This is a genomic window from Nocardia niigatensis NBRC 100131 (assembly GCF_000308655.1).
In the GTDB taxonomy this organism is placed as follows: domain Bacteria; phylum Actinomycetota; class Actinomycetes; order Mycobacteriales; family Mycobacteriaceae; genus Nocardia; species Nocardia niigatensis.
In genome coordinates this window covers 18,592-31,342 of record NZ_BAGC01000106.1, presented here as the reverse complement: position 1 = coordinate 31,342, position 12,751 = coordinate 18,592, and the positions used below count along the sequence as shown (strand labels likewise).

The 12,751-nt window shown below is 63.2% G+C and carries 10 protein-coding genes; 5 read left to right on the top strand and 5 right to left on the bottom strand.

Annotated features, from left to right (window positions below):
- The first annotated feature begins 205 nt into the window (after positions 1-205).
- Together ON33_RS31790 and ON33_RS31785 are read left to right on the top strand one after the other, a co-directional pair.
- On the top strand, positions 206-1,033 hold the full coding sequence (locus tag ON33_RS31790) for a hypothetical protein (RefSeq protein ID WP_040862842.1): 828 nt from the start codon (positions 206-208) through the stop codon (positions 1,031-1,033).
- Positions 1,033-1,572 carry a hypothetical protein gene (locus tag ON33_RS31785; protein WP_051153209.1) on the top strand — a complete coding sequence of 180 codons (540 nt, stop codon included), beginning with the start codon at positions 1,033-1,035 and terminating at the stop codon, positions 1,570-1,572. Before ON33_RS31790 ends, ON33_RS31785 begins: the two co-directional genes overlap by 1 nt.
- Before the next feature lie 333 nt (positions 1,573-1,905).
- Here ON33_RS31785 and ON33_RS31780 read toward each other — a convergent pair whose 3' ends face one another.
- Positions 1,906-6,009, bottom strand: coding sequence for an nSTAND1 domain-containing NTPase (locus ON33_RS31780; protein ID WP_157184831.1), 4,104 nt, complete (start codon positions 6,007-6,009; stop codon positions 1,906-1,908).
- Here ON33_RS31780 and ON33_RS41870 point away from each other — a divergent pair.
- Positions 5,999-6,838, top strand: coding sequence for a DUF2599 domain-containing protein (locus ON33_RS41870; protein ID WP_157184830.1), 840 nt, complete (start codon positions 5,999-6,001; stop codon positions 6,836-6,838). The two genes, ON33_RS31780 and ON33_RS41870, sit on opposite strands and share 11 nt — an antisense overlap.
- 210 nt (positions 6,839-7,048) lie before the next feature.
- Positions 7,049-7,282 (top strand): hypothetical protein, encoded by a 234-nt coding sequence (locus tag ON33_RS41865; RefSeq protein WP_157184829.1) that lies wholly within the window; start codon positions 7,049-7,051, stop codon positions 7,280-7,282.
- A 232-nt stretch (positions 7,283-7,514) separates the two neighbouring features.
- Here the strand turns inward: ON33_RS41865 and ON33_RS31770 are convergent, their stop codons facing one another.
- Positions 7,515-7,871 (bottom strand): hypothetical protein, encoded by a 357-nt coding sequence (locus tag ON33_RS31770; protein WP_040862839.1) that lies wholly within the window; start codon positions 7,869-7,871, stop codon positions 7,515-7,517.
- Positions 7,872-7,888: 17 nt separating this feature from the next.
- Positions 7,889-8,587, bottom strand: coding sequence for a trypsin-like serine protease (locus ON33_RS31765; RefSeq protein WP_157184828.1), 699 nt, complete (start codon positions 8,585-8,587; stop codon positions 7,889-7,891).
- Between the two features lie 510 nt (positions 8,588-9,097).
- On the opposite strand from ON33_RS31765, the gene ON33_RS31760 reads away from it, so the two are divergent.
- Positions 9,098-9,658: a recombinase family protein gene (locus ON33_RS31760; protein WP_040862837.1), complete on the top strand. Its 561-nt coding sequence runs from the start codon at positions 9,098-9,100 to the stop codon at positions 9,656-9,658.
- A gap of 94 nt (positions 9,659-9,752) precedes the next feature.
- On the opposite strand, the gene ON33_RS41860 is transcribed toward ON33_RS31760, so the two are convergent.
- Positions 9,753-11,021 carry a hypothetical protein gene (locus tag ON33_RS41860; RefSeq protein WP_157184827.1) on the bottom strand — a complete coding sequence of 423 codons (1,269 nt, stop codon included), beginning with the start codon at positions 11,019-11,021 and terminating at the stop codon, positions 9,753-9,755.
- Between the two features lie 305 nt (positions 11,022-11,326).
- The gene (locus ON33_RS31745; protein WP_040862834.1) at positions 11,327-12,349 is read right to left on the bottom strand and encodes a hypothetical protein; all 1,023 of its coding nucleotides are present in this window, start codon (positions 12,347-12,349) and stop codon (positions 11,327-11,329) included.
- Positions 12,350-12,751 lie beyond the last annotated feature (402 nt).

Sequence of the window (12,751 nt, the reverse complement as noted above, 5' to 3'; positions counted from 1 at the left end):
CTTTGCAGATTCTCCTTACGGTTCAACTCCGAGCGCCGGTCGAAGATACCTTCACGCCGCTGGCTCTTCCGTGTAGGAGTTTCATAGGTGTATCAGTGAACGTATCAAGTAGATTTTGCAGTGTCTCATTATGGCACCTCGCAGGGTATATTAGGTCGGGAAATTTGCAAGGCTACTCAGGACTGGTGGAGTAGTCTCGGCTGCCATGGAAGAAGATCCGTTCGCCGGCCTCGCAGACGAAGTGGCGTTGGGCCCGCACGAGGCGATCAAGCAGCTGCTCGACAGCGCGAAAAGCGGGTACGCGACGGCATGGAATGTGCTGGTCCAGCGGGGATCGGAATCAGCCGATCGTGCCTCGACGTTGGCGGCGCTTGTGCGCGACCGCCAGGAACGGGCGCTGGATGCGCTGTTGACCTTGTATGCGCTGCAGCCAGTGCTATCGGACTCGGCGCCGCTGCCGATGGGTGCGTGGGCGAACATCCTCAGCACTCGCAAACACTGCGGGCTGACCACAGTCTCGAAGACCTTCCGTGAGCTGGAGGAACGGAAACTGGTGACTCGTGAGCGGCGTGGTCACGCCACCTTGATCAGTCCGTTGCTCGAAGACGGGAGCGGAAAGCTGCGGCCGAAACCAGGCGCACCCACGCAGGATCCTGACAACCCGGTCGGCTATTTCACGATCCCGCACGAATACTGGACCGAGGGCTACATCGATCGACTTCGATTGCCAGGCAAGGCGATACTGCTCATCATGCTCAAGGAGACGCAGGGCAAACCGCCATTCGAGATGGCGGTCGAGCGCGCGTCGCAGTGGTACGGCATCTCCGAGCGGACCGCCGAGCGCGGCTACGCCGAGCTCAACGCCGAGAAGCTGCTCGATATCCATGTTCAGAAGGTGGCCTCACCGCGGCTGCCAGCTGGGGTGCTTCGCTCCCGCTATCACCGCGCGCTGAGAACACCGTTCAGCACCTCGCACCGTCGCGAACTGCAACAGGTGGCACGTAAGTCGTTGGTAGCGAAAGGAAGTCGGTGATGGCGGGCGGCGGGCGCTTGCACGCCTACATCGACGAGTCCGGCCGGTCCGGTAAGGACTATGTGATGTGCGCGGTCACTATCACCTCTTCGGATTCGAATCCGATCAAGAAGGAGTTGATCCGGCTGTGCCCCAAGGGGAGTCTGCGCATCCACATGAACGGCGTCGAGAGGCGCTTGGTTATGCCGATCATCAACGGTGTCGCGGCGCTCGAGGCGACGAGCCGCCTGATCGTGGCAACTAATTTCAAAACGGTCCGCCAAGCCCGTGATTGTGTGTTGACCAGGACATTCGAGTACCTACAGACGTTGAATGTCGATCGTGTGATTATCGAGACCTGCAAGCAGGACCACGAAGACAACAAGATCATCCGCAGTGTGCTGGGCGCCGATCCACCGATGCACTATCAGCACGAGCGGCCGGACAATCCGCTGTTGTGGTTGCCCGATGTCCATGCGTGGGCGTGGGGGAAGGGCGGCAAGTATCGAACGGCGATCGCGAAACGCATCGACGGGGTCGAGCGCTTACGGCCATCTTAGACAGCAGAAAAGCCTGACCCTGAGGGTCAGGCTTTGTCTGTATGGGCGCGCAAGGCTGGAAACCATCTGGTGAGGCTGCCTCAGGGGTACTTACGCCTCGGAGACCTCCTACACGCACCACTTTCCGCAGCTAGTGCATTGGACACCTTTGATTATTGCCAGCTCAGCTGGCAAAGACAAGCACCATCAGACAACGAGAGTCTCACAGCGGCACCTGGGAATATTAGGACTGGCTCCCCGTAGCTTCACTTCAGACCACAGGCTGCAAGAGCAGCTCTATCACCGAGGCATGACGATCTGGGGGTACACCCTCGCTTGACGTATCGGGGCCGGTTAGGGACAGGGTGATCGGTAGTCGGTGCCTGGAAGGTACTGGGCCCATTCGGTTTCAGTGATCGTGGCCGCCGGGTGTGCACAGATCTGGGCGGCTATGACGTCAGGGTCGGTGAGCCAGGTTCGCAGCACACCGTTGGGGCCGGCGGCGGTAAAGCTTGTGGCTGCGGGTCCGTAGGCGATGTCGTTGATTCGGCCTGTTATCGGCGCGGTGCGGGCGTCGTTGGATCTGCTGGTGTAGGCGTTGAGAGTGGCGACTTGGACCGGGGTGTGTGGGTTGTGTACGTCCCACACCCATATTCCACCGTCGGTTCCAGCGGCCAAGCGGGTTGTGTTCTGGTCGAAGCTCAGTGATTCGATCGCGCCGGACGGTCCGGTGAAGCGGGCGAGTGGGGTCAAGGCAGTGTCGGTCGCCTGCCACAGCCGCACGGTTTCGTCTGCGCTGCCGGTAGCGAGGAGATGGTTGGCGCCGAACCGTACGACAGTAACGGTATCTAGGGATCCGGCGGCGTCGGCGATGAGTCGGGCCCGCTGCGGTCCGCTCGAGATGTCCCACAGGCGTACTTTGCTGGTGGTGGCGGCGGCCAGGAAGGCGCCGTCGCTGCTAACGGTGATCAGCTGGACTCTGTCCCCGGCGTCGATCGGGTTGATGATCCGGGGGTGGTCGGGGTCGCCGCGGTCGATGATGTTGATCTGGTGCTTGTCGCCCCCGTTGGTCGCGGTGAACAGGTAGCTGCTGTCCGGGGTGAATACCGCCGCGGCGACCGGGCCGGGGGTCGCGTCACGCACCGGCCCGCCCTGCCGGCGAGGGTGCTCGGGGTCGCTGAGATCCCACAGATAGATGGAGCCGTTCTTGGTTCCTCCTGCGGCGGTGTGCCCGTCATCGGAGATCGCTGCAACCCCAGATGATTCGTCGGGGGCGTCGATGGTCATCGCCGGTCCGCGTCCGCGGATGCCGACGGAATCGGTGAGGGCGTATTGCGGCACGGCGGTAGACGTGTTCAGTCCGACGAGCATGGTGGTGGCGTCTGCGGTGGCTGGGAGGGTGTAGATACTGCCGCCGAGGTAGTTGCTCACCGGGCCGGGTATCGGCCAGTCGCGTACGAAGCCATCCTGTGCAGTGGTGATCAGCGTGTCGTGGGTGAATTGCAACGAGGTGACGATCGCGGATCCGGGCAGTATCTGCCGTGCCGGCGTGTCGGTGCGGGTGTCGAACAGACGCACGCTGCTGTCGGTGCTGCCCACGGCGAGTGTGGTGCCGTCATCGGTGAAGGCGACCGAGGTCGCGAGGTTGGCGAAACCACCAGCACGCCTCACGATGGCGGCTTTGGCTGGTGTGGTGACGTCCAGAACCAAAGCTTCTTTGTTGTCGCTGGCGGCGGCGAGCCTGTCAGAGGCCGTATCGAACTCCAGGTCCCGGATCCAGTAAGTGGGTTTTTCCATCGGCACCGAAGGCAGCGGGACCGGTGCGGGTCCGGTGCGTCGGTCCCACAATTGGATGGCCGCGTTGTTTCCGGCGGTGGCCAGCAGAGCGCCGTCGGGACTGTAGGCGACGGCGGTGGCGTCGAACGGTGTCCCGGTGGCGTCGAGTGCTTTTCCTTGAGCGTCGAGGCAGGGCAGCGTGTCCAGGGCGGTCGGGGTGGCGTCGTCGGTGACCGACCAGCGGGCTGTTCCGTGGGGGGTGGCGGCGGCGAGTTCGTGCCCGTCAGGAGACCATGCCAGATGGTCGACCTTGTCCGCAGCGCCGGGCAGCGCAATCTTGCGGGGGTTGTCGGTGTGGGTAAGGTCCCACAAGCTGGTGTCGTGGTCGCTGCCGACTGCCAGCAGTCGGGAGTTGCGGCGGAAGGCGACCGCGTAGAGGTGCTGCCCCGTGCTGATCGGGATCGTCGCTGTCAGTGATCGTCCTGGGCGGGTGCGGTCGAACACACGGATCTGGCCGTCTGCGTTGGCGACTGCCAGGAGATCACTGTCACTGGTCAGCGCCGCAGCGATCGTTCCCGGCACGGTGGGAGTTCGCACCGGTGTCGGCACCGCCGTCGAATCCAGCAGCGCGGAACGTGCTTCGAGGGTTGCGGGGGAGCGCCGATACCCGGCCAGTGCCAGCTGTTGCGCAAGCGCCGGGTCGCGTTCGCGCTGGTATTGCGATTGCACGGCGGCTTGCCGGGCTTGCGCTTCGTCTCGCGCGCGGGTCGCGTCGTTTCGGCTGTCGACGGTGGACTTGATCGCGCCGACCAGCAGAACCAGCACGACAGCCAGTACGGCGGATGTCCCGACGGCCAATCGTGTCCGTCGACGCAAGCGGACGGCTTGCGCCCGTAGGTCGGCGGCGTTGCGCTCAAGTGTCTGTCTCGTCTGGCGGTCGTGTTCGACGACGGCATCGCGGTGCTCGATGCTGGCGGTCAGGAATTCCAGTTCGACGGGGTTGAGCTGGCGGCGCACGTCTTCGTCGCCTGCCCAGCCCTGGAATTCTTCTGTCCTTCCGGCGCTGAGCAGGTGCTTGTCGTCGCGGTTGTCGTCGACCCACAGCTTCGCCTCGTAGCTGAGACGCCGATGGCGCATGATCGTGACTCTGTCGGAGTCGATCCATTCGTCCAATTGCGGCCACGCGGTGAGCAACGCCTCGTGGCTGATCTGGACACCGGCATCGGTGAGGGTCAGAAGACGCTGGTCGGCGAATCTCTCGATCGCGACGGTGACATCGCTGGCGGCGATGTCCTTCCACACCAGCTCATCGCGGGGCACTGTCCGCCGTGCCAAGGATTCGTCAGCGACAATTACTGACCGGGTGAACACCCGGTGCGCGGCGCGCTGTTGATCCTTGGTGAGCTGAGAGAAGACCTGATCAGCGGTGGTACTAACCGCGTCGTGAATGCCACCGGTCTGGTAGTAGTCATCGATTGTCAGTATCCGGCGCGTGCTGCGTTTGTCCGAAGGGTCGAGCAGTTTCCAGGTCTGCAGCAACGCGTGCGACAGCAAGGGCAGCACGCCTGCACCTGCCCGCCCTCCCTCGCTGACGTGGAGTTCTTCCAGAAGCCGTTGCACCAGGTGGGGATGCACGTCGACCCCGCGTCTTGCGGCGGGCTCGATGATCGCGTCCTCGAGCTGTTCACGGGTCATCGGTCTGAGCGCGAATTGGGCGTCGGTGACACCGGGTCCCAACACCTCCAGTTCGCTCGCATGCCCGTGGTAGTCCGAACGCAGACCGAACACCACAACATGGTGTGGCTCGTGCAGCCACAACGAGAGCCGACCGATGAACTGGCGACGCTTCTCCTCGCCCTCGGCGGCGGGCCGCTGCTGCTGCAGGGTCCACAACTCCTCGCACGGGTCGATCACCAGCACCTGGTTCTGCTGATCGGCCGGGAACCGGGCCAGCGCGGCGGCCAGCGCAGCGTCGGGTTCGCTGGTCGGGTTGAACATCACCGCCTCGGTTACCTCGGGGAGCAAACCCGCGGCCAGCAGAGACGATTTGCCCGAACCGGACGGGCCAACGACACCGATGACATTCGAGTCGACTCCCGCCAGACCATCACGGACGAACTGCACCAGCGCGCCCTTCTGGTCCTCACGGCCGAAGAACTCGCCAGCGTGGTCCCGGTCGAACGGAGACAAGCCCCGGTACGGCGGCTCGTCGTCATCCACCTCGGCAGGCTTGCCTTCGCGGGGAAGGCGCCGGATCCGGTCAGCGGTGCGCGTCCATGCCGTGATGGCGTTCTCGTCGAGGTTGCAGTCCTTGAGCAGTCGCCGGAATTCCTTGCTGCTGACCCCGGGCACTGAGGTGCCGGCGAACCAATTGCCCAGTGTGCCCGCCGGCATGCCGACCTTGGCGGCCAGTCGCCGGACCGATATGTGGTTCAGGTCGTCGTCGTCCATCGGAGTGATGCTGCGTAGCGCTTCGCCGAACTGTTTGCGGGACTGCAGCGCGGGCAGGTCAATTCGGTTGTTCACCCCGGTCACGACGGGATTCTTGCACGCATCGCCAGCGCTGGTGACCGCGATGATTGGACCTGTTTGGACTGCTGGCGTGTCGGTCCAGACATGCCGAAAAGTCGTTGCTGACCCTACAAACACCCAGCACGAACTGGAGCACGGAATGAACAACATTCATCCCTCCCCCTACCGCAGCGGCACCTCGGGGGCGGGAGCGGAGATAGCGGGTCCGGCACGACGGCGGGTGGCGCGCTCGCTCCGCTGGGCACGTGGCGCGCTGGTGTTCGCTTCTGCCATCGCGATCGCTGTCGCCGGGGCCGCGGTCACGACGCCCACCGCGCACGCCGATGCCCAGTACCCCGTGGCTTGGACCAAGATCGGCATCTATCCGCAGAGCGCGCCGTCGATGGGTTCCGGTCAAGTCGGCAAGGCCCTGCCCGACGGCGCGAAAGTGACCATTGTGTGCGAAGGCATCGGTCAGCCGGTGTCCAACGGGGATAAGACCATTGACGTGTGGGAGCGTCTCGACACCGGCGCGTGGCTGCCCAACGCGTTCATCAAGACCGACCACGACGGCTGGACACCCGGCATCCCGAACTGCAAAGACTACGTCCCCCAGCACGCCCACGGCGCCCAAGACCCGCACGCCGACCCGAAGGTGGTGGAGCAGAAGACCAAACTGCCCTGCTCCAGCTTCATCGCCACCGCCCAATGGATCCCCCGGGCGAATGGTGTGCAGTCGCTGCACGTGATACCCACTGCGTGCGGATACGACAAGGCCACCATCGACAAGCAAGCCGCCTTCGACGAGCTCTACCGCTATATGCACGCCAACTGGAGTGGTGATCTGTACTGGAGCCTGCGCAACCAGTTCGACTGCCACGCCGACTACGCCCCCAAGATCAACAAGCACGAGTGGAACCTGGAGAACAACGTCCCCAACCTTGGCTACTGGGGCACCCTGGCCACCGGGTGCGGAGACGTCTTCAACTTCTTCCGGTGACATCACCAACTTCAAAGGGACCGACATCCTGCCCACCCCGCACTATGCGGGGTGGGCACCCGCATGCCCGATAAGGTCCGACCCAGCTTTTCCGGGCCGCCAGGACGTACCCGCGACGACTACCTTCCCGGCCGAGATAGGCGTTTGGATCGCGCTCGGTGTTTGGACTGAGGTGATTGCCGTATGGATTGCTGGAGTGTCACTGAACGAGTGGCCGAGGCTGAAATCAGCCGAATAACAACGGATTTCGGCATTCTCTCGGAAAGGGTCTTGGTGGCAATGTTGGATCTGCGCACACTCGTGCTCGTGGCTATCTCCCTGGTCGTGGCCGTAGCCGCGGGGCTGTTGACCGTCTACTCCGGTCAACACGCCGCAGCGGGCGTCCTGGCCGGCGGCGGTGCATTCGGCGTGACACTGCTGTTTCTCGATAAGGTCGTGCAGTAATCCCCGATCCCCTGAGACCCTGGCCCGCACCAAGTGACTGGCTGGGGTCGCCCGCATCACGATACAGGCGAATGACCTGCCAGCGTCTCAGCTCGTACCTGACGGTGAGTGCCTACTTGGGGAACCTGGTGCGGCGCAGAACGTCCGCTCATAGCCGATTCCAGCGCATTCTGGAACGTGGCCGTTCTGGAACGCACCGGAATCGGTCTGTGAAACAACGCGCAGTCGAGTTCTAGGCGTTGTGGCAGTCGCTGCCGATCAGTTCGTACTCCACGTCCGGTACACCGATCCGCACTACCGCGCTGGCGCAGGTAGTAACAAGGACGAGGCCGTAGTAGTTCTTCTCTAGATACACGCGTCCGACCTGGCCCTGTTCGGGCGCGTCGTCGATCGCCCGGCACTTCTTCTGCGCAATGCCCTGATGCGGCAGGGGCTTGGACCCTTCACCGGGATAGCACTCATACCGCCAGCCGGGCCCGAAGTCGGCATGGGCAGCCGGTGCTTGCACCAGGCAGGTGAGAGCGGTGAGCGCGCTGGCAATGGTGAGCAGGGTGAGGCCGAGCCTGGGGGAGAGCATGTGTTCCTTCACGCGTGTAGATCGGTGAGTCATTCGGTGTACCAGTCGAATTGGCCGCCAGCATGGGCGGAGATCAACGACTGCAGATGGGTCGCAGTTTCAATCAGGGCTTGGCCGTCGTCAGTGCGGCCGATGAGGATGCCGAGGAAGTCGACGGTCTTGTTTGAGGTCTTGTGGTACACGACGCCGCCAGAGTCGCCGTGGTCGGAGGGGAAGTTGGTTTTGAAGTAGGCGTCAGCGACCGTAGTTACGGTGCCGCAGTTCCAGCCGGTGCCGTATCCGATGTGGCAGACCTCTTGCCCGGGCGAGGCGGCGGTGTCGGCAGTGTTTATTACGGTCTCGTCAGGCAGGAACGCGCGCATGAACACGTCCGGTTCGAGCCGGATCAACGCGAAACCAAGCTCTGCCGGCGAGGAGTCGGTGCCGAAACCCTTCTCGTAATGGCCGAGCAACCACGGTTTTTGCTTACTACCGCCATAAACGGGCTTGCCGTCTTCAAAGCAGTGGGCCGCGGTCACACCGTACTGTGCACCGCTGACGATTCCGCCGATCGTTCCGACCGCGCCGAGCGCACAGGTTTGGGTGTCGGTAGAGATCGTCATGCCGGGCGCGGCCACCTTCCCCAGTGATGGAGGTTCGGCGGCCCCGGTCGCGGACACCGCGCCGCCCAGGCCGACGGCCATGGCCGAGGCAAGCAGAAGCCGCGCAAGTCTGACTCGATACTGCAAGGGTTGATCTTTCGGTAAGGACCGGCACCGGTCGGCGCTTCTCCGCGCTCCCTATCTGAACGTGAGACGTAACATGTTCGCGGAGAACAGGTCTAAACGGATCTATCACGCCGACCAAGCGCCGCGCGAGATGCTGAATCGGTGATCGAATCGGCCGACGTGGACCTGTGCGATGTCCATGTGGTCCGCCACGCTGATCCGCATGTCGCGACGCGCTACGACCGCGCCGCACCAACCTCGACCGGCACCCGAATTACATCCTGGCCGCCTATATAGCGTGAGCCACATGACATCTCAACGATCCGCTACCGCCATACCGCGCTGACCGAACCGGCTGGCGCGACCCTCTCTGAATGCATGCGTGGCTGTCGTTTTGGGGTAGACCCCAGCACCACAACGCCGACCGGGCCGGAATGCGTCAGATTGAAGTCGGATTCCTAATTTCCTGACACCTGTACGGTAGGCTCTCAGAGTTCATCTTGACAGTTTGAGCGTGAGAGAGGGTCGGTAATGCGGGTCGGCTATATCCGGGTGAGTTCGGTTGATCAGAACACCGTGCGACAGCTCGACGGGATCGAGGTCGAACGCACCTTCATCGACAAGGCGTCGGGAAAGGACACCACGCGGCCGAAGCTGGACGAGATGCTGGCCTTCGTCCGCGATGGTGACACCGTCCTCGTGCACTCGATGGACCGGCTCGCTCGCAACCTCGACGACCTGCGCCGCCTCGTCCGGCTGCTCACCGGCAAGGGCGTGCGGGTCGAGTTCGTGAAGGAGAACCTGACCTTCACCGGCGAGGACTCGCCGATGGCGACACTGCTGCTGAGCGTGATGGGTGCCTTCGCCGAGTTCGAACGCTCGCTGATCCTCGAACGACAGCGCGAAGGCATCGCCGCGGCCAAGGCCCGCGGCGCCTACACCGGCCGCAAACCCGCCCTCACCGACGCCCAGGCCGGCCAACTACGCGAGCGCGCCGCAGCTGGTGAGTCGAAGTCGTTGCTGGCCAAGGAATTCGGCGTCAGCCGCGAAACCGTCTACAGCTACCTCCGCGCCGACACCGTCAGCAGCTGAGCCGGGCACAGAAGCTGTGGGCTACCCGAGACCCGGGAAGTTCGAGCACTTCCATCCACCCGACCGGCTCCCACCGATAGAAACCGGGCCCGTATCAATCGAGCTGCAATCGGCCCTTCGCCTCTTTCAGGGCTTCTCGTGCGGATTCTGGGGTGAGATCGCCTGTGTCAACCCGCTTGAGTAGGTCGAACAGGTCTCGGGTGTCGATCACCGATCCATCGTCGTGCGCGAAGTCCGCGATGTGCTCGTCGGCACCGTCGAGGATCTTCGGCCGTCCGTCGGGGCTGTCCAGCCGAAATGGGTTGGCGACGTACCACATGCGCTGTACGTCCCCGTGCTTCTTCTCGTAGACGCGGCGATGTCGTCCGACCGTCAGCAGGTCGTTCGATTTCGCGCCCTTCGTGTATCCCTTGACCTCGGCGATCGCGGTCCAATCCTCATCGGACACCGACAAATCACCCATTCGAGGCTCACCCTCACTCAACTGCTTGTCGAGATCGACCACCACGAAGCCGAACTTCCTCAACGCATACATCACGGCCTCGACCAGGGAATCGTCGTTGTCTGTCAACAGCCGTCGCTGAGGCGACTGCTCCGCGTCTCTCATCAGCTCGTCAAGCTTCACCTCGCCGAATTCGATGCTCGCGGTCAGGAGCACTACCTGCTCTCGCGCTTCCTCGATTTCGGCGCGCACAGCCTCGATCTGCTTCTGCTGATGCGCGGACATCCATCGGACATCGGACGTCCACTTCGGTGACGATGGAAATCGCTTCGGGTCCTGACTGTTCCACTCCCCGAATGCGAGATGGAGCGCCGGATCCAATATGTCGATTGCCTCTTCCGGCAGGTACCACACCTCGCTCGCGCCCGCGTGCGGACGGTAGATCACAGCGATCGCGTTGCCATCCGCGTTCTCGAGTATCGGGACCCAGTTATCGTCGTCAGCACCTGGTGGACGATGGAACACGCTGCGGTTGGACGGGGCATCCGGGAGGGCTGGGATCAGGTGGCGCTTCACGAGATCCCTCCGCGCGTCACTCAGGTTCGCAGGGATGACCAGCTCATGCCCGGGCTCAATGTATCGCCGGGGATAGTGGTACATGGTCCGTGTACTGGACCGCTGGACATACGCACCGGCGGCTTGGCCACCACCTACCTGAACTACGCGAAGGGCAGTGTCCAGTGGTAGGTGGGGATAACCGATTGCCACCACCGCGTCCCAGCTCAACCAGCGCGGCTGCGGGTCAAGACCGCCACGGATAGTCTTCGCGTACTTCGAAACGATGGGTGTCACTTGGTCGTTCTCGGCCTCGGCGCCCAGGACAATGACGCATGGCGGCGGGTTCACGCCATACACGCTCAAACTCGTAATCCTCCCACTGCAGGTCGACACGACGCCCGATGGCGTCGGCAACGTCACCGCCCCTGATTGGTCCCGTATCTCCTGCAACCTAGTGGGTATCTGCGGCGTGTCGGGAAATCACGTCGCGTTGTCCTGGCCATACATCCCGGTGTCGGGTCCGGGTAACGAGGGCTGGAACGTTGCAACACGCAGGCAGCTTCGTGTGGTCGGGTGCGGCGGGAGTCCTGAACATCCTGCTGATCTACCTGACCGTCACCGGCTGAGTTGCGCTCGAGCGCGGTAGCGGTCTGGAATTCGGGAGCTGCTCACCGGCGATATTTCTGATCGATGCGCATGTATCTGATCTGGTCGACCACGATCTGTTCGCGACGAGCTCGGTCACGCTCGAACTGCATGTTCTCCTCGTGGAACTGGGACATGGCTGCGGACTGGTCGGCGAGGGCGGCCGATTGCCCACGGACAACCGCTGAGATATCACTCAAACCGGAGTGAACGCTTCGACCGAGCTGGTCGATCGAGGACCGCAGGGTGGACAGCTCGCCGGCGATCGCCGTACCCATCTGGGTGACAGCGGCGCGCAGGCCGGAGAAACCCTTCTCCATGATCGCGTTCCCGCGCCACGCCTCGAAAATGGTGGCGAATTCGATGTCGCCGAGCGCGCGGCGCGTCATCTTCGCGAGCGCGTCGTAGATGCCCTCGTAAGCGTCCAGCGCCGCCACCGAAACCTCAGAGACCGAGAACGGCGGGACCAGACCCTCGATTCGTGGCGCCGCGGCGAGATAGCGATTCGCGCTCGATTCGATGGTTTCCACATCGTCCTTGAAATCGGACAGTTTCACCGTGCAGCCCTCGATCGACGACCAAAACGGGTTGTAAACCCGCTCTTTCCAGTCGATTTCGGCCTGGCCGAGGAAATCCATCGCTGCTTGCAGATGCCCCGGCAGCCGGTCGAGCGCGCTACTCGCGCTGCGATTGGCGTCCCGCACCGTGTCGTTCAGTTCCTGTTGTATCCGCCGACGCTCCGCCTCGGCCCACGCCTTTTCCTGCGCTTTCCGATCGGCGGCCGCGACGATTTCGCGCGCCGCCTGTTCCTGCGCCCGCTCCGCCTTTCCCAGCCGGGCGCTGATGCCAGACAGAACGAATCCGGCCACCCCGGCTGCCACCGCAAGCAGGAACCACTCGAATCCCGTCATGATCAGCCAATGGCTGCTCCCGGGCGTGCTCGCAATGACGCCGTTACCGTCGCCGGAGAAGAGATAGACGACAGAACTAACCACCATCATCACCAGTGACAGCGGGGCGACTACGAAGGCGACAGACGCCAGCATCGAATATATTCGGGAGGGCTTCACTGGAAACTTTCGCTAGGGCGGCCGGGGGGTGGGGTACGAGATCTCGGCCGAGCTCGAACGCCGGTGTCCTCCCAGCCGTATCCGAGCATCGGGACACCACCGCTCGCGCTCGACGGCGTCATCCTTGCCAGAGAGTAGCTCACCCGCGAAATATCTGCTCCTCGAACGGTATACAGCGCCAACGGCCCGCCCTCCCGTCCGATCCGGGGGTAGTGGTGCAACTGTCCGGAATCCGGCGGTTGCACCACTACCACAGATAACTCACCGAGTCGCGCCGCTGCGCGGACCACGTTTCCGCAGGTCGCACATCGAGCTACCACAGATAGTGCCGAAATTATCTGCGGTAACGGCCTTAGCGCCGGATTTCACGCGAATGTC